Genomic DNA, 18,274 nt, shown 5'->3' on the forward strand with positions numbered 1-18,274 from the left:
ATTATCTTCTAATACAGAAGTGAAGTTTTAAGATTTTATCCTTTTCTCAGGTATTTAGTCAGAATAACAATTGTCTGACCTTCTACTTTACCTTCTATCTGGCCGGTATTATCAGCAACCAATCTGATATTTTTTACAACGGTGCCTAATTTTGCACTTAAAGAAGAACCTTTTACATCTAATGTTTTGATCAGCACAACGGTATCACCTTCATACAATCGTGTTCCATTGGAGTCCTGATGAAATTCGACATGACTGTCTGCCTCATGGTCTCCGGTTTTTTTTGCCCATTCCAGGTTTTCATCGTCCAGATACAGAATTTCCAGGTTATCTGATGCCCAGCTTTCATTACGAAGTCTGCTCAGCATACGCCAGGCCATAACTTGTACCGGTGGATACTCTGACCACATCGTCTCTGACAATACTTTCCAATGATCCGGATCTAAGCTTTCATTTTTTTCAATTTGTGATAAACATACCTGACATACAAGTATGCTGTTATCTGTATTCGCATTAGATGCAGGAGGCACTTCATATACACTTAGGTTTTCTGTGCTATTGCACAGTTCACATCTGTTGCCTGATCTTTCAATAAGTTGTTGTTCTAATGTCATTCCTAATATTTAAATCCCTAAAATTAATCAATTTTAAGGGATTAATAAATTAATTTGAGCGTATAACTTCATTCTTGTACAGATATGGCAGAGATTTTGTATAATTGAATCAACTTTAATTATGTAAGTATATGAAATGGCAAGGCGGTCGTCAAAGCGATAATTTTCAAGACAGAAGAGGTATGTCCGGTGGACAGAAATTTGCAATTGGTGGTATCGGTGGTGTGATTATTCTGGTCATCGGTTTTCTGATGGGTGGTGATCCGGGACAATTGATGGAACAATTGCAAAATGCCAATGTGGGCGCACCGCAGACAGAGCAGGGAGAAGTCCAGCTTACAGAAGAGGAAAAACAACTTACTGCATTTTCCCGAACGGTATTAGCGAGTACGGAAGATGTATGGACAAAAGTATTTAAAGATAACGGATTGACTTACCAGACAGCTGATCTGGTTGTATATACAGGTGGTACACAAACTGAAGGTTGTGGTGTAGGGAAAGCTTCCTACGGACCTTTTTACTGCCCGGGCGATCATAATGTATACCTTGATCTTAGTTTTAATCAGGAGTTGCAGCAAAAGTTTGGCGCTAAGGGGGAATTTGCTTTAGCGTATGTAATAGCACATGAAGTAGGTCATCATATCCAGAATCTGGTAGGTACATTAAATAAGACAAACCAAATGCGTCAGCAGATGAGTGAAGCTGAATACAATAAAGTCAGTGTAATGACAGAGCTGCAGGCTGATTTCTATGCAGGCGTATGGGCGCACTATGTTAATCAGTTATCTGATATCAAGATCGATTACAATGATATATTAGACGGAATGCAGGCTGCAGAGGCAGTAGGAGACGATAAACTTCAGGAGCAGGCGCAAGGCTATGCGGTTCCCGAGTCATTCACGCATGGCACTTCCGAGCAGCGGGCCCGTTGGTTTAAGAAGGGATATGATACTGGTGATATGAAAGCCGGCGACACTTTTTCGGATAGAAGTCTGAGGTAGTTTTACTGTACCAAAAGGTTACAGCCTCTGATATCACTCTGGTCAAATCTTCCTAATACTTCAAAAGAACCATCAGGGTAAATTTTTCCTAAATCCTGGGTAGCTATAAAAGAGCAGGAATACACATTGGCTAAGTCAATGACATTGATGGCTCCTGTGCGGCCGTTGTCGATTAATGTCAGCGGATCATTCGTATCTCTAATCAGTATCTTCATCCAGTTCGGATGCTGAAAGACACCTTCACCAAAGGAATATCCCTGCGAGAGCAATTCGGTCATCCCGTATTCGGAATGGATGGCAGGCACATTAAATCCCTCACGAAGCAGTTCATGAACTTCCTCCCGAATCATTTCTTTGCGTTTTCCTTTCATGCCTCCTGTTTCCATAATGATCAGTTCGGGAAAATCAATTTCATATGTTTCGACAAAATCCAGAAGGGCGTAGGTCACGCCAAATAAAATGGTTTTTGTGTTTTTTTGTTTCAGCTTTTGCAAAGCTGTGAATAAATCCGAATGATTATACAGAAAATACCCGGATTCAGATTGTTCACTTGTTTTGATCAGATCATCGACCATATAGATGAGTGAAGATCCCGAACGTTCTAGGTAAGAGGGCAGTAAAGCCAGAATTGCTATTTCCCTGACATCACCGTAGAATTGTTCAAAAGCTTTTCTGAAAGAGCTTTCATACAGTTTTTTATCAGCGACAAGATGCTTACTGGTTATCATTCCGGTTGTTCCCGAACTGCTAAAAGTTACTTGAGCAACAGACCCGGAAGCAATGATCTCCTGAGATTTGAAAAGTTCTATAGGAAGAAAAGGAATCTGCGTATAGAGCGAAATGTTGTCAGGGTCAATATGCAGATAATCCACATACTGCTTATACGTCAGACAATGATCATATTGGTATCGGAATATGCTTAAGCAGTTGTCATTAAATTGCTTATCGGACTGTATCTCAAATATCTGTTGCGTATCCATCTTCTATATTGAAATGCAAATATAAGCATATCTTTTCTGATCACTTCCACAGATACCGGAGTTTTGGGATGACAATAATGGCAACTTAGCACTTATAATAGGATAGGAGACTATATAAGCTTAGCGATGACAGGAAAGTAAAATAGCTGTTAATTTGCTTGTATACAGCGATTAACAGCTATTTTTATAGTGCAGATGTAATTTTATCCTATAACATACCACCGTCTACCGGTATAACCTGTCCGGTTACATAAGCAGATAAATCAGAAGCTAAGAAAAGACATACATTTGCCACTTCTTCAGGATCTCCGGAGCGTTTCAACGGAATTCCGGCTTCCCAACCTGCAACGACTTTAGGATCCAGTATATCGGTCATTTCAGTACGGATAAAACCCGGAGCTACCACATTTGCACGGATATTACGTGATCCCAATTCTTTGGCTACTGATTTGGAAAAACCAATAATTCCTGCTTTCGATGCCGCATAATTTGCCTGTCCGGCATTTCCCTGTACACCTACTACAGAAGACATATTGATAAATGAACCTTTTCTGTTCTTCATCATAACTTTTGAAGCAGCTTTAGTCACATTGAAGATAGACTTCAGATTCACGTTGATAACATCATCCCAGTTTTCCTCTGTCATACGCATTAAAAGACCGTCTTTGGTAATTCCTGCATTATTTACCACGATGTCCACTGTTCCGAAGTCTGCTAAGATATCGTTAATCAGTTTATCTGCTTCTTCAAATTTTGAAGCATCAGAGCGGTATCCTTTGACCTGAGTTCCAAAAGCCTGTAACTCTTGTTCCAGTGCCTGTCCTTTTTCAACTGATGACAAATATGTAAACGCTACATTTGCTCCATTTTGTGCAAAAACTTCTGCAATCTTTCTGCCGATACCTTTGGATGCACCTGTTACAAGCGCAGTTTTTCCTTCCAATAATTTCATACCTTATTTAATAATGCTATTTACAATTTAACAGATAAACAGCAAAAATGTTAAAATCCGATTATATTACCAATTTTTTAAGAAAAGAAAATAAAAGAAACGCTCTGAATCACGGGTATTTGTCAATCTCAAAAAAGAAAAGGTCTGTTTTTGATAAAAATGTAGTTTAATGAAAGAAATTTGACAAAACCATTGGTAATAAACCAAATTGAATAGTAAATTTGCAACAATCACAGAGACATGGGTAAAAGCAAAAAAAATTACGAAGACGTAGACGTCGTATTAATAGGCGCCGGTATCATGAGCGCTACTTTGGGTACATTGATCAATGAATTAAACCCACATGTTAAGATTGAAATGTTTGAGCGATTGGATCTGGTCGCCGCTGAAAGTTCAGACGCCTGGAATAATGCAGGTACAGGACATTCAGCATTATGTGAACTGAACTATACTCCTCAGAAGGCAGATGGTTCCGTCGATATAAAGAAAGCTATCAGTATTGCTGAATCCTTTGAAATTTCAAAACAATTCTGGACATACCTTGTCGAAAAAGGAATTATCAAAGATCCGGAAGGATTTATTCGCAGTATACCGCATATGAGTTGTGTTTTTGGAGAGCGTAACGTTGAGTTCTTGAAAACACGTCATGCTACGATGATAGAAAATACATTATTCAAAGGAATGGAGTATTCTGAAGATCCGGAAGTATTGAAAGAATGGATACCTTTGGTGATGGAGGGACGTCCGGAAGGAGATAAAGTAGCAGCTACCAAAATGGATATCGGTACAGATGTGAATTTTGGATCGCTGACAAGAGATCTGATTGATCATCTGGTTACAAAAGATAACTTTTCTCTGAAGCTGGAGCATGAAGTGAAAGATATCGATCGTGAAGGTGATGGCCGATGGGAAATAGAAGTAAAAGATATCAAAACCGGAAAGAAAAGAGATTTAAAAGCACAGTTTGTTTTTATAGGGGCAGGTGGACATTCATTATTACTCCTTGAAAAATCAGGCATTCCGGAAGCCAAAGGTTACGGAGGATTTCCGGTCGGCGGACAATGGTTGCGATGCACAAATGAAGAAGTAATCGCCAGACATCACGCTAAAGTTTACGGCAAAGCATCTGTAGGCGCACCACCAATGTCTGTTCCTCATTTGGATACACGATACATTGATGGCAAGCAGGCTTTACTGTTTGGTCCCTATGCCGGGTTTTCGACCAAATTTCTGAAAAAAGGATCTTTCTTCGATTTGCCAGCATCGATCAAACTCAGCAACATACGTCCTATGCTTGCAGCAGGATGGGATAATATGGATCTCACCAAATACCTGATTACTGAAGTAATGAAGAGTCCGAAAGATAAGCTGGAATCTCTGAAAGAGTATATGCCGAATGCAAAACAGGAGGATTGGGCTCTGGAAGTTGCAGGACAACGTGTGCAGGTTATTAAAAAAGATAAAAAGCACGGAGGAGTACTGGAGTTCGGAACTGAAGTTGTGGCAAGTGCTGACGGATCATTAGCGGCCTTATTGGGCGCTTCACCGGGAGCTTCTACTTCGGTTAAGATCATGGTTGAATTACTAAAAAAATGTTTTCCTGACCGTGCAAAAACGCAGGAATACCGAGATAAATTAAGAGAAATGATCCCGACATGGGGACAATCTCTGGCAGCTGATCCTGCGCTTTGTGAAACGACACGTGCGCGTACACAGAAAGCGCTGAAATTAGATTAGTCTTAAATAATACTTATGGGGTGCTTTAGGCAGCAGAACACTGGTTTTGTTGTTATGAAACAGGCTGAGATTATACCCAATATTACAGACGGACCATTCCTCGTCCGTCTGTAATATATACCTGATCCGGATAATGCCGGCGTAGGGATTTAATTTCGTTTATATTTGTTTTAAAATTAGCCAGATCCATAGGTGCGTATATTATCATTACACACTTTTAAATGGAAGTATCATCTATTATTCAGCACCTTTGGCAACAGGTTCTGGAAACATCATGGTTGCAATGGTTAGGTGTATCCGCAGGAGTTACACAAGTCATGTTATCCAAAAACAATAAAGTCTCCAATTATTTATTTGGTATTATCAGCGTTATAGTGACCATGATAGTACTCTATGAGGCTAAACTTTATGCAGAGATTGCTCTTAATATGTATTACCTTATTATGAGTATATATGGTTGGTGGTATTGGATTTCAAATAAAGAGGCTGCTCAGAAACCTATTACATCCTGTTCAGGAAGGGATTGGGGCATCGTTGTTTTGATAGTAGGGACGGCATTTGCTATTTTCTATTATTTTCTAACTCGTCACACAGATTCAGATGTGCCTTTGTGGGATGCTTGGGTGTCCGCTACAGCCTGGGCCGGAATGTGGTTGCTCGCCAAACGTAAACTTGAGAATTGGATATTGCTGAATATCAGCAATCTGTTTGCGATTCCTTTGCTTTATCATAAAGGTCTGCTGCTTTATGCTATACTTACCCTTTATTTATTTACAGTTGCATTTTTTGGTTATTTCAACTGGAAAAAAATGATGAAGCAACGTGAGCTATCTATAGCACAGGAGGATAAAAAGATTTGATATCTACGGCTCCGTTTCCAACAAATTCTATACGATGAAATTACAGCTCTTATAATATGCAGATTACGAAAGATCAGAAGAATATACTTGAATCGCAGATTCATGCTGCCATAGCACAGAAGCAATTGACAACGGCACAGCTGGAGCTGGCTTATCAGGAAAAATGGTTTAAAATATGGGTTCCTGAAGAACTGAATGGAGCAGATTTGAATTTATCAGAAGGTGTACGTTTCCTTCGGGACCTTGCCTATATTGATGGTAGTCTTGCCTGGACAGTAACCTTATGTTCGGGAGCGAATCTATTTGTTGGTTTTATAGATAAGGAAAAAGGAAAATCTGTTTTTGCAGATCCAAAAGTGTGCTTTGGTGGAAGTGGTTTGTTATCAGGAAGGGCTTATAAGACAGCAGGTGGATACCTCGTTTCCGGTGAATGGAAATATGCTACCGGTTCTCCGCATTTAACTCATTTTACAGCAAATGTACCCCTATTTGAAGGAGATTCCGTGTGCATAGATGAAAAGGGACAGGCTTGTTTTATTACCATCTTTGCAGATCACACAGATGTGGAGTTGATAAGAGACTGGGATACATTCGGTTTGGAAAGTACGGCAAGCCATAGTTTTAAATTAGAAAATGTTTTTATTGCGGATAATCAGGTTTATTCTTTGGTGCCTGAAAAAGCGACCTTAACCGCTCCTTTATATCAATACCCTTTTATGCCATTTGCTGCATTGACCCTTTTAGCAAATTATATGGGCATGTTTGAGCGTTTTTTGGATCTGGCCGTGGATCTGTTTAAGCATAAATCCAAAAAATCCGTATGGCAGGAGCAATTTGGCGTCTCAGTAAAGGATCATTTGGATCACACTGTAGCTCTTTATGATAAGATGCAACAAGAAATATGGGGGGATATGGATCTTTCCTGGAGTAAACTTACTGATGGAGAAGATAATACGATATGCTATAAACGTATTGAAACTCAAAGTAGAGAAATGGTATCCTTTATTCGTAATAAAGTGACTGAATTTTTTCCTTATTGCGGTATTACTGCTGCGCAACGGGAATCAGAATTGAACATTGTATTCCGGAATATTTTTACCGCTTCGCAGCATAGTTTGCTTCTAAAGGCAGATTAGAGCTTTTCGAATTATTAGTTATTCCATTGATACTTTACTAAAAGTAAGAATTTCTCTCCCGATTATATCGGGATCCTTGGAAAGAGAGAGAGGAAGAACAGTACAATGAGTAACTATAAAAAGAGCTGTTTTATATCCTAAAACAGCTCTTTTTCTTATATGGATTTTTAATTTCTAAACTTTCTTAAGTATATAATTTGCTTCCAGTGATCCGGTGATAACATTTCCTTCCTGATCCAGCATTTTTATAGATCCTTCCTGTACTTTGAATTTATTTGTTCCGTCTTTAAGTTTCAGTGTAACGACACTTCCACTATCATCCCAGGTAAATTTTCCCTCTTCTTTGAAAGTTGATTTTTTTCCTAAATATTCAGATACAAGTGAATAAGTATTATCCTTATGCAGGATTACATTTGTTTTGATACCTTCACAGTCAGCACATGGCAATACGCCTTCATACTCCCCATCCCAGTCTAATGCGTTTTGGCTGTTATGAGCCGGATCCGGGTTTACAAATTCTCCTGTTGAATCTTTTTTTGATAAGACCTCAGTAGAATCACTTTTTTCAGATGTTGTAGATGTGTTTTGACAAGAAATTAAAACCAATGCCGCTCCTGTAATACTTAAAATCAATTTCTTCATAGTTGCTTTCTTTTGATGTACCTGATGATTTGCAAAAACCGTTCCTTTATACTTCTTCGCGAATAACTAATATAGGTATGGTAGAATGATAGGCTAATTTTTGGCTCATACTGGATGTAAATAACCGATCAAAGAAATTGCGGTTACGTTTTACAATGGCCAGAAAATCAATGTTATGCTCCATAATAAATTCCAACACTCTCTCTTCAACAGATGTGGCCGGCAATATTGAAAATGTCAGACGAGGACTGTTGAATTGATCTTTCCATTCGGATACAAGCGACTCTATATGTTCGTTTTCTTTCGTTTTAATATGTAGTACTTCAACTTTTGCATCAAAATAATCTGCCAGTTTCAAAATCTCAGCTAATGGTTTCTTGTCAGCTTCTCTGAAGAGAGTGGTAAATCCTATACTTTTGATCCCATCAAATTTTGCCAGTCTTGGAATGCTGAATACAGGCTGCGATACCGAGCGGATAAGATTGACGGTATTCGAACCTATGAGTGTAGAGTTGGCTGAATTCAAACCAGTAGTACCCATGACAATTATATCGATATGGTCACGTTTAATGACGCGTTTGATCGAGTCCAGAAACAGGCCTTTTTCGAAGACAAAATACATCTCTATATCTTCAAGGTTATACTTTTTAGCAATTTCATGTAACTGAGGAACATTGTCTTTATAATTGTCAAATTGAGCCAGTTCTATAGATTGATAAATCTGCTGTACATAATCCAACTGACCTGCGTACATACTCGAATAAATCGGCAATTCGTAGACATGCAGGATGTAAAGGGATGCGTCTATACTTTTAGCAAGTTGAAGCGCATAAACAAATGCATTGTTGGCAGCTTCTGAAAAATCGGTAGGGAATAAAATACGTTTCATAGGATAAATATGATGTAGAATTCTATTAAGTTACTGATTTTGAGGTGTAATTGCAAATAATACTGCTTTTAGTTTTTCCAGGTTTTGAGGTTTTCACTTTTAAATTTCCATTCAGGAGTAAGAATAACTCCGTCTTTCAGTTTATACCAGGGGCTAAGTTTAGGATCATTCGGGTTATTTAATATCTGTATTTCCTGCGCAGGCATATAGCTTTGTGCAAGGAGTACTAATTTTTCTCCTTTTTCATTTTCCGCTATATCGACAGCGATGATAGCGTGTCCAATAGGGTTTCCCTTTTGAATAAATGTGTCTCCGATTTTAATATTACGGACGGAAGCCACAGAGGGCAATTCATCATGCAGTGAAGCTGTGTTAGCATATGCAAATATATATTCCATATACTTCCAGTATTTTTTTGCACTGTAGTCCCCCTTTATATAATCTGTATAATAACGCGGTTTGGCATCAGATAAAAAATTGAAGCGGATATCCTTATACCTTTTTTGCTGATACAGGTAATCTGCTCTTAGCCGCATGACGGCATCTGCACATTGATGCAGGTCTCTTGTGCCGATAGGAAGGTTGACTACACTCGCATATATCTTGTTTTGAGCTTTGACATTACCGTTGTAATATAAGACCTCAGATCCCATCTTTTTCAAAGGAAGATGTTGTAGAAAGTAACCAAACTCATTCGCCTGAAAGGTTTTGCGCTGGTATCCCTCAGGTGTGATAAAGCGATCTTTTATAATCATACCGTCAGGATTGATCCATGCTGTATTGTACCCCTCATCAGACAAATAATTTTCGGACGGAAGAGAGTCACGCCGTGCTATATTAGATTCGGCATTTCCTGTGCCTGATTGACAGGCTGTTGCGGACACCAGCAAAGAGGGGATAAGCAGAAGAGTATGAAAGAGATGCAGCATAATAGATTTTAATTTTTACTTCAAAGTAGCAAATTTATGTGGTATTAAGAAATTTAGGGCATGCATGCAGCGTATGAAATCTGATAAATTATGTTAAAGTTTGTTAAGTAACAAGTTTGTTTCAATTGGGGTCTGAGTGTTCTTCCGTAAACTTTTTCTACAATTCATTCGTTATAGTAGTGTCAATTATTATAGGTTCAATTTATTATAACTATGGAAAGTAAACATTATTCGCTGGTTTTCCTGCCGTGTTCTCGTTCTATGAGTCTGGTCCGTCATCTCAAGGAAGCATTGGCCAATATAATCGGTTGGTACAATAGTAAAAATTCGGATGCTCATATTACTATTTTAGAGTTCAACGCTACCGATGCCGAATTGGAATTTATCAAACGTAAAATCAGACAGCTGGCTGATACCGAACGTCCCGATTATGTCTATCTGGATAAGTATGAGGCATTTCCGCAAAACGGAGCATTTTTTATTGCTCCAACGGATTATTCCAAGAATTATCTGAAGAATATTATGAATAGGTTTGTTGGATCTCTGAATGCAAAAAATGTCCGGAAAAGTAACGATCCGCACATGAGTATTGCTCGAAAACTCAATGCGGATAAACTGGCAATTGCATTGGAACGGTTTGAGAGTATCAGTCTTAACTTCTTCTGTGATCGTGTTGTATTACGTATCTACGATAAAGGGTCCAGTCAATATCAATTTGCAGATGAATTTAAGTTTGGAAGCAAAATGCCAGCTGCGCCTGCCCAATTCAGGCTGGATCTCAGCTAGAATTTTTTATCCCTGAAGTAATATTGCTTGTCTTCGTCCGTAATCGGGCGAAGTACACGGCAGGGATTACCTACAGCAATGACATTGGCTGGAATATCTCTGGTAACGACTGAACCGGCACCTATGACTGAATTATCTCCAATCGTGATACCGGGATTGATTACTACATTGCCCCCGATCCATACATTGTCTCCTATAGTAATAGGAAAGGCATATTCCCATCCTTCATTTCGGGGAGTTGCATGTATGGGATGACCAGCTGTAAATAAACTTACATTGGGTGCAAACATGACATTTTCACCTATGCTGACTTTGGCACCATCTAGGATTGTACAATTATAGTTCGCATAAAAATTATCACCTATTTCTATATTATATCCGTAATCACAACGGAACGGCGGCTCAATAAAGAGACGGCTCCCTGTCTTCGCAAATAATTTTTTGATGATCTGATTACGCTCCTTGATTTTTGAAGGCGCTAATGAATTGTATTTGTACAATTCCTCCTTTGCATACTGACGGTCCTCGAATAATTCTTTTCCCATTGCGCGATAGGGTTCAGAAGCAAGCATAAGTTCTTTAGCAGTTTTCATGTTCCCAAGATAGAAAATTTTATCGTCGTTTATAATCCTTACCTTTGTGGCATAATTCAGATACTATGAATCAGGAAATATTACAATTACAACCACAGTCGATTTGGAAAAATTTTAATGCTTTAAATGCAGTACCCAGAGCTTCTAAGAAAGAGGAAAGGGTAATTGCTTTTATAGAGGATTTTGGAAAATCATTAGGTCTCGAAACCATCACAGATAAAACCGGAAATGTCGTGATCCGAAAACCAGCTACAGCAGGTATGGAAGATCGTAAAGGGATAGTTCTGCAATCGCATCTGGATATGGTACATCAAAAGAATAACGATACCGTGTTTGATTTTGATGCAGACGGAATCCGTATGTTGATCGATGGTGATTGGGTAAAAGCTGACGGTACTACTTTGGGTGCTGACAATGGGATAGGAGTGGCGACTATTATGGCGATTCTGGAATCACAGGATCTGGCTCATCCGGCTATAGACGCCCTTTTTACCATAGATGAAGAAACCGGTATGACAGGTGCATTTGGTTTGGAAGGAGGAGTTTTACAGGGACAGATATTATTGAATCTGGATACAGAAAATGATACAGAAATTGACATCGGCTGTGCCGGAGGAATAGATGTGACTGCAACAAAGAGTTACAGCTCTGAACCTGTATTAAACGGATATGCGGGACTGACAATTACAGTAAGAGGACTGAATGGCGGACATTCCGGTATAGAAATTCATAAAGGCCTGGGGAACGCGAACAAGATTATGAACAGGGTCTTGTTTGGTACACATGCCCAATTTGGCCTTCGGTTGTCAGAAATTAAAGGCGGTGGCCTGAGGAATGCTATTCCAAGAGAAAGTTTTGCCAAAGTTGTCTTGCCTCAGGATCAGGTTCAGCATTTTATTTCAGCTGCTGAAGTTGTAATTCAGGCTATCAAAGCCGAATATAAAAGTGTAGATGCCGGTCTTGAAATTATTATTGAACAGCAAGAGCATACTCCGGTCACTATTTTGCCACTGGATGTACAGGAGCAACTTATCAAAGCCGTGTATGCCGCTCATAACGGCGTGTACCGCATGAGTGCTGATTTTGCGGATTTGGTAGAAACATCCAATAATATAGCCAATATAGAAGTGAAGGATGGTAAGATCACGATAAAATGTCTGACGAGATCTTCTGTTGAATCTTCTAAATATGATTTGGCAAACGCGTTAAAATCTACCTTTGAGCTGATGGGCGCAGAAGTTGGTTTTTCAGGAGATTATCCGGGCTGGACACCTGATGCGGACTCACAGATCTTGCAGGTACTTAAGGATATCTATCAGAAGCAATACAATGAACAACCGGAGGTGGTCGCCTGCCATGCTGGCCTGGAATGTGGTATTCTGGGACGGAATTATCCAGGTATGGATATGATTTCCTTTGGCCCGACTATTCTCGGGGCACATTCTCCGGCGGAACGTGTATCCATATCTTCCGTTCAGAAATTCTGGAAATTTACACAGGAGATTCTGGTAAACATTCCCAAAAAGTAAGCGTAAATCAGAATATAATATACAAGAAGGGCAGTCCNNGGACTGCCCTTCTTGTATATTATTAGCTTGCGTCAGGATATTAATTTTTCAATCCTTGTTCATGCTGTTTACGGATCTTACTGTGTTTTTTACCATACACAAAATAGATAATCATTCCTATTCCCAGCCAGATACCTAACCGCTCCCAGCTCTGGATTGGTAATGATGCCATCATTGTCACACACACGATAACACCCAGTATCGGGATTAACGGAACTAAAGGTGTGCGGAATGGTCGTTCGATATCCGGAGCTGTTTTTCTCAGTACCAGAATACCGATACAAACTAATGTAAAGGCAAAAAGAGTTCCGATACTCACCATATGTCCCAGATCAGAGACAGGTACAAATCCGGCAAAAAGACTTACGAAAATCATAAAAATAACATTGGTTTTCCATGGTGTCTGATTTTTTCCGAGATGAGAGAAAAGAGCCGGAAGCAAACCGTCTTTACTCATAGAGTAAAATACACGGCTTTGGCCTAAGAGCATAACCAGAATAACGGAAGTATATCCACTGATAATAGTAATGATCAAGGCCGTATTCAGGAAGTGGTATCCTGTCTTGGCAAATGCTGTAGCGACTGGTTTTGCGTCACCTTTGAATTCTGTATAATTCGCCAATCCGGTCATCACATACGAAAATAATACATACAATACCGTACAGATAATCAATGAACCAATGATACCAATCGGCATTCCTTTTTTAGGATTCTTGGCTTCCTGTGCTGCTGTACTGACGGCATCAAAGCCAACAAAAGCAAAGAATAAAACTCCTGCTGCTCTGAAAACTCCGGAAATACCAAAATTACCAAAATAACCATCTTTAAAGAATTCACCCCAACCGATTTTTCCGCTTTTCAATAGTTCTTCACCTTCATTAGCAGGGATAAACGGAGTATGATTTGCCGGATTGATGAATGACCAGCCTAAACCGATAAAAATCAAAACTACCGATACTTTAAGAATAACAAGCAGATTGTTTACTGTAGATGATTCTTTGGTACCTCTTATCAGTAGCAAGGAGAGTAGGCAGACAATAATAATTGCCGGAATATTGACATATCCGCCTTCCCATGGACCGTGCAGGAATTCGTCTGGTATATTCATGCCGAATATCTTCAGCAACTCTCCGAAGTATTGAGACCAGCTCACGGCTACCGTGGCACTTGCAAGTGCATATTCTAATACCAAATCCCATCCGATGATCCATGCAACCAATTCTCCCATAGTTGCATAAGAGTATGTGTAAGCACTTCCTGCTACCGGAATCATAGATGCAAATTCTGCATAACAAAGCCCTGCAAAAGCACAGCCTACAGCGGCTATAATAAAGGAAAGCATAACTGCCGGCCCTGCATTATCAGCTGCTGCCATTCCCGTCAGTGAAAATAATCCTGCACCAATAATGGCTCCAACGCCAAGGGCAACCAGCCCTGTGCTGGACAAGGTTCTTTTCAAGGTGTGCTCGCCACTTTCGTGGGCCTCTGAGACTAATTGAGTGATTGATTTTTTAAAAAGCATTTATAATTTTGATTAGAATAATGAGTTAATACACTTGTTTTTCCAGTTTTTGAATCTTAAAATTTATTACTCATTGGTTAGCACAAGTAATTCTATACCAAAAATAGATTTTTAAATGAAAAAAGGGAAGAAAATCTTCTTCCCTTTCGGTTTTTTTTTAAATATGTCTTAATAAGCAGCTGTGAAACGCTTTTTGATAAACTGTGGTTTTTCCAACTCATCGACTATTGCAACAGCTACATCTTCTACAGACAGACGTGAACGACCTTCGTGATCCGTGACAGGATGATCAAGATCTGTGCGATACGTGCCTGTCCGTGTGCCCGGAGAGGCTGGGCTCATCTCAATAGCAGGACTGAATAAAGTCCAGTCCAGGCCTTCGGACCTGCGGATTACTTCGTAGTAATCTGCTGCAGCCAACGCGCCCGGTTTGATCTCTGCCGGAAAATCAGGAGCATCTACAATTCTTGTTCCGGCTTCGGTAAGCAAACTACCTGCTCCGCCGATTACGATAAATCTCTTGATACCTGCGTGCTCTACAGCATCCTGAATGGATCTGGCACCGGCCGTATAATCATCATAAATAGAAGGATTAGTCCATCCCGCATTATATGCAGAGATCACCGCATCACTTCCTTTTAGGATAGCTGCCAGCGCATTACTGTCATTGACATCATTTTGTACAGCGAGAATATGCTCATTTTTCTCTATCTGATCTGTGTTTCTTGCTATAGCGGTTACATGATGTCCTCTATGTACTAATTCTTTTAAGATATGTGAACCTACATATCCTGAAGCTCCGATTAATGCTACTTTCATTTTTTTTATTATTTATTGTTAAAATATGAGGATAAATCCTGAATACTGATTTGATTTAAATAGGCAATATGTTGCTGTTCAATATCGCTGTATACGATTGTAAGATAATTATTGATGTTTTTTCCCACCGGACAATTAGGATTCGGATTGTTGTATTTTCCCTTTTCATCTGATGCAAGTGTTGCTTTATAGATATCCGCCAGTGTTTTTTTGTTTATGTCTGCTGCTATACGCACACCACCGTTTTTACCTTCTTTACTTATAACAAGCTGCGCTTCTTTGAGTTTTCTGATTTCTTTACGTACAACTACCGGATTTACATTAATGCTTCCGGCTATATAGTCAGATGAGAGCCATGCATCACGCTCCAACATCAGGAGGGCTATGATATGGGTAGAAGTGGCAAAATGTAAATTACTGAACATGATTCTTTGTTTTTGTTGTACAAATGTAGCAGTTAAAATTATACTGTAATAATTTTTGTTACAGTTTTGTGTAAAAATTAACCTTCTATGACAATAGAAGGTTAACAGTTTTATTTTTTATTACTTTTATACTTCTTGTACGAATCCAATACGTAAAGTTTCAGTGTCTCGTCATTCACAGTTTGTATAAAGTCCAGTGATGGTCTGAATTGCTCTCTGAACAATGGAATCTCATCAGCCTCAAGAGGAGTGAGGGAGGCGATAAGTTTGTCTGAGAATCTGCGATCGATAATTCTGTTATTTTTCTCCAGTACCAGAATATCCAGATTCTTACGTGCTGTCTTTCCTTTTTTGCCAAAAAGACGGGATGGTGATACGCGTATTCCACCTTGATACTGACTTGCATTTGCTATTTGTCCCTGCTCTTTCGCTTTTTTAATCTCTTCATCCAGTCTGGAATCTGTAAGTCGGGTTACCAAAGCTTCATTCAGGACAATAGATTTGCCATCACGCATCATATATACACGTTGTACGCCTTCCTGATACAGAAAAATGGTATCCGGAGTATAGCCATTAACAAAAAGAGAAAGTCTTTCACCCATTGCGGCATCAATACTGAATTTTCCATCCTTATCAGAAAAAGACTTGACCGCTGATTTCATGTTTTGTATGCTGACATTGGAGATTGGTTCACTGCTTTCCAAATCGTAGATTATACCATTTATTTTTTGTGCATAGGTATTGGCTACCATTATAAACAGGATTCCGATTATTCCGGATAGTTTCTTCAGTAAAGAGGACTTTAACAGCATAGTACGTTTGATTTTTTTTTGTTATAAAAGTACGAAATCTATTTCTTAGACCAAGTGTTATTTTCGGGATTAATATCCGGGTACACCTGATCAGGATCAATTACGACAGAGCTTAATTCTTCTTTAGAGTCTAAAAGGAAAGTCCAGGAAGTATTGCGTTGCCATATATCCACCGGTAATTTTTTACGTATCTTTTTTCCCGATACCGTTGTTGCTTCTATAACAACAGGCATAGGTAGCTTTTCAAGATTATCTATGGTAATCAGCGCTCCGTTTGCAGCATTGAATTTTGCATATTCCACTTTTCTGATCGCCTGATCCAGTTTCCAGTTATTGAGAAACCATCCTCTCCAAAACCACCCGAGATTTTCTCCGGTTACATTTTCGATTGTTCTGAAGAAATCATTCGGTGTAGGATGTTTAAATGCCCAATCGCGAATGTATGTTCGGAAAGCTTCATCAAACCGCTCTGCACCAATTACTTCATCCCGTAATAAACGCAATCCAAAACCTGGTTTGTAATAAACCAGTGTGCCAATATTGCGTTCCTGCATATTTTGTGGTGTAGACATGATTGGTTCCAGTGAACTTGAATTGAATCCCTGAGCCATTTTATTCCGGCTACCTATACTTTTATCATATTCACCTTTATTAAATGCTTCACGAGATAATCCATTTATAAATGTATTAAATCCTTCATCCATCCATCCGTGAAGGCGTTCATTGGAACCGACTATCATAGGAAACCAGTTGTGTCCGAATTCGTGATCCGTTACTCCCCATAATCCTGCGTTTTTGGCGGAGGAACCACAAAATGATAATGCCGGATATTCCATGCCACCTACATTGGAAGCTACATTGACAGCTACGGGATAAGGATATTCAAACCATTTTTCTGAATAATATTCTATAGAAGACTTGGTATACTCAGTAGAACGGGACCAGGCTTGCTGTCCGTCGCTTTCCTTTGGATAGGCTGATATGGCTAATGATTTTTTGCCGCTTGGAAGATTGATTTTTGCTGCATCAATAATAAATGCTTTAGAAGATGCCCATGCAACGTCTCTGGCATTTTTTAAAGTATATTTCCATGTCAGTTCTTTCTTTGCCGGTCTGGAGTTCTTATTTGCGACTTCAGCAGCACTACGGATGATCACGGTCTGATCCGAAGATTGTGCCTGCTGGTAGCGTTTGAATTGTTCAGCAGTCCATACTTCCTGAGGATTTAGCAGTTCGCCTCCCATGACGACTATATGATCAGCAGGCGCAGTGATTTCCACATTAAAATCCCCATATTCCAAGTAAAATTCTCCCGGACCGGAATAGGGGTCTGTATTCCATCCTAATATATCATCATAAACGGCCATACGCGGATACCACTGAGCGATAGCATAAATGTCTCCTGCTGCAGTGGGTAGAATTCCGGTTCTGTCGGCGCCATATTGCGGTACTGTATAGGAATAGTCAATGGTAAACTGGATTTGTCCTCCTTTTGGATTCAGCGCTTGAGGCAGTGTAATTTTCATACGCGTGTCAGACACTTCGTATTTCAGATCTTTCCCATTAAGCTGTACCGAAGAAAGGTTGTAACCTCCCTCAAACTGTGATGCAGCATCACCGTATCGGCTATTATTCTGAGGAACGGTGCTTTGTCCCCTGGAATCGCTTTTAAACAGATTCTGATCAAGTTGGAGCCAGATATAATCCAGCCGGTCCGGACTATTGTTGGTATACGTAATCGTTACGCTGCCGCTTACTTTTTTATCGGTATCACTTAACCTTGCCTTTATGCTGTAACTGGCAGCATTTTGCCAGTACTGATCTCCTGGCTTACCACTGGCAGAACGGTAGGAGTTGCCATTGGAAGTATAAAACTGCGGGCTGAACGCTTGTGTATAGTTATATCGGGTGGTGTTGTCCTGGGCGACAGTCTCATTCAATTGAGCACAGATCAATGCTAATGCTAAAGAAATCCCGGCACAAGATTTTTTATTCATGGGCTATTTATA

Annotated in this window: 19 protein-coding genes; 6 read left to right on the plus strand and 13 right to left on the minus strand. The window is 39.6% G+C overall.

What is annotated here, in order from left to right; all coding sequences use genetic code 11:
* Positions 1–35: 35 nt before the first annotated feature.
* Entirely contained in the window at positions 36–614 is a 579-nt protein-coding gene (locus tag B4B65_RS11075) for a PhnA domain-containing protein (RefSeq protein ID WP_293915681.1), read from the minus strand.
* A 131-nt stretch (positions 615–745) separates the two neighbouring features.
* Between B4B65_RS11075 and ypfJ the strand changes: the two genes are divergently transcribed.
* Positions 746–1,615 carry a KPN_02809 family neutral zinc metallopeptidase gene (ypfJ, locus tag B4B65_RS11080; protein WP_201679103.1) on the plus strand — a complete coding sequence of 290 codons (870 nt, stop codon included), beginning with the start codon at positions 746–748 and terminating at the stop codon, positions 1,613–1,615.
* Positions 1,616–1,617: 2 nt separating this feature from the next.
* Here the strand turns inward: ypfJ and B4B65_RS11085 are convergent, their stop codons facing one another.
* The gene (locus B4B65_RS11085) at positions 1,618–2,595 is read right to left on the minus strand and encodes an acyl transferase (protein WP_293915682.1); all 978 of its coding nucleotides are present in this window, start codon (positions 2,593–2,595) and stop codon (positions 1,618–1,620) included.
* 208 nt (positions 2,596–2,803) lie between these two features.
* The gene (gene fabG, locus B4B65_RS11090) at positions 2,804–3,547 is read right to left on the minus strand and encodes a 3-oxoacyl-[acyl-carrier-protein] reductase (RefSeq protein WP_293915683.1); all 744 of its coding nucleotides are present in this window, start codon (positions 3,545–3,547) and stop codon (positions 2,804–2,806) included.
* A gap of 240 nt (positions 3,548–3,787) precedes the next feature.
* Here fabG and B4B65_RS11095 point away from each other — a divergent pair, with 240 nt between their 5' ends.
* Positions 3,788–5,284, plus strand: a complete 1,497-nt coding sequence (locus B4B65_RS11095; RefSeq protein WP_293915684.1) for a malate:quinone oxidoreductase — start codon at positions 3,788–3,790, stop codon at positions 5,282–5,284.
* An 82-nt stretch (positions 5,285–5,366) separates the two neighbouring features.
* Here B4B65_RS11095 and B4B65_RS21735 read toward each other — a convergent pair whose 3' ends face one another.
* Positions 5,367–5,492, minus strand: coding sequence for a hypothetical protein (locus tag B4B65_RS21735; RefSeq protein WP_422663651.1), 126 nt, complete (start codon positions 5,490–5,492; stop codon positions 5,367–5,369).
* Between the two features lie 13 nt (positions 5,493–5,505).
* Between B4B65_RS21735 and pnuC the strand changes: the two genes are divergently transcribed.
* Positions 5,506–6,144, plus strand: coding sequence for a nicotinamide riboside transporter PnuC (gene pnuC, locus B4B65_RS11100; RefSeq protein ID WP_293915685.1), 639 nt, complete (start codon positions 5,506–5,508; stop codon positions 6,142–6,144).
* 56 nt (positions 6,145–6,200) lie between these two features.
* Positions 6,201–7,280 (plus strand): acyl-CoA dehydrogenase, encoded by a 1,080-nt coding sequence (locus tag B4B65_RS11105; protein WP_293915686.1) that lies wholly within the window; start codon positions 6,201–6,203, stop codon positions 7,278–7,280.
* Between the two features lie 174 nt (positions 7,281–7,454).
* Here B4B65_RS11105 and B4B65_RS11110 read toward each other — a convergent pair whose 3' ends face one another.
* The 3 genes from B4B65_RS11110 to B4B65_RS11120 form a co-directional block, all read right to left on the minus strand.
* Positions 7,455–7,922 carry a copper resistance protein NlpE gene (locus tag B4B65_RS11110; protein ID WP_201679109.1) on the minus strand — a complete coding sequence of 156 codons (468 nt, stop codon included), beginning with the start codon at positions 7,920–7,922 and terminating at the stop codon, positions 7,455–7,457.
* A gap of 46 nt (positions 7,923–7,968) precedes the next feature.
* Entirely contained in the window at positions 7,969–8,811 is an 843-nt protein-coding gene (locus tag B4B65_RS11115; RefSeq protein WP_293915687.1) for a universal stress protein, read from the minus strand.
* Between the two features lie 68 nt (positions 8,812–8,879).
* Positions 8,880–9,740: a DUF4846 domain-containing protein gene (locus B4B65_RS11120; RefSeq protein WP_293915688.1), complete on the minus strand. Its 861-nt coding sequence runs from the start codon at positions 9,738–9,740 to the stop codon at positions 8,880–8,882.
* A 213-nt stretch (positions 9,741–9,953) separates the two neighbouring features.
* On the opposite strand from B4B65_RS11120, the gene B4B65_RS11125 reads away from it, so the two are divergent.
* Positions 9,954–10,526, plus strand: a complete 573-nt coding sequence (locus B4B65_RS11125) for a 2'-5' RNA ligase family protein (protein ID WP_236582135.1) — start codon at positions 9,954–9,956, stop codon at positions 10,524–10,526.
* Here the strand turns inward: B4B65_RS11125 and B4B65_RS11130 are convergent.
* Positions 10,523–11,119 (minus strand): sugar O-acetyltransferase, encoded by a 597-nt coding sequence (locus tag B4B65_RS11130; RefSeq protein WP_293915689.1) that lies wholly within the window; start codon positions 11,117–11,119, stop codon positions 10,523–10,525. The genes B4B65_RS11125 and B4B65_RS11130 overlap by 4 nt on opposite strands.
* A gap of 65 nt (positions 11,120–11,184) precedes the next feature.
* Here B4B65_RS11130 and B4B65_RS11135 point away from each other — a divergent pair, with 65 nt between their 5' ends.
* Positions 11,185–12,648, plus strand: coding sequence for an aminoacyl-histidine dipeptidase (locus B4B65_RS11135; protein WP_293915690.1), 1,464 nt, complete (start codon positions 11,185–11,187; stop codon positions 12,646–12,648).
* Positions 12,649–12,727: 79 nt separating this feature from the next.
* Here B4B65_RS11135 and B4B65_RS11140 read toward each other — a convergent pair whose 3' ends face one another.
* From B4B65_RS11140 to B4B65_RS11160, 5 genes are all read right to left on the minus strand, one after another.
* Entirely contained in the window at positions 12,728–14,209 is a 1,482-nt protein-coding gene (locus tag B4B65_RS11140; RefSeq protein WP_201679113.1) for an amino acid permease, read from the minus strand.
* A 168-nt stretch (positions 14,210–14,377) separates the two neighbouring features.
* Positions 14,378–15,028, minus strand: coding sequence for an NAD(P)-dependent oxidoreductase (locus B4B65_RS11145; protein ID WP_293915691.1), 651 nt, complete (start codon positions 15,026–15,028; stop codon positions 14,378–14,380).
* Between the two features lie 8 nt (positions 15,029–15,036).
* A complete protein-coding gene (locus B4B65_RS11150) occupies positions 15,037–15,453 on the minus strand; it encodes an Rrf2 family transcriptional regulator (protein WP_201679115.1) in 417 nt (138 codons plus the stop codon).
* Positions 15,454–15,563: 110 nt separating this feature from the next.
* A complete protein-coding gene (locus tag B4B65_RS11155) occupies positions 15,564–16,265 on the minus strand; it encodes a hypothetical protein (protein WP_293915692.1) in 702 nt (233 codons plus the stop codon).
* A 38-nt stretch (positions 16,266–16,303) separates the two neighbouring features.
* Positions 16,304–18,262, minus strand: coding sequence for a M1 family metallopeptidase (locus B4B65_RS11160; RefSeq protein WP_293915693.1), 1,959 nt, complete (start codon positions 18,260–18,262; stop codon positions 16,304–16,306).
* Between the last annotated feature and the right edge of the window lie 12 nt (positions 18,263–18,274).

Origin of the sequence: Sphingobacterium sp. UBA5789 (genome assembly GCF_002418355.1) — a bacterium.
Classification (GTDB): Bacteria; Bacteroidota; Bacteroidia; order Sphingobacteriales; family Sphingobacteriaceae; genus Sphingobacterium.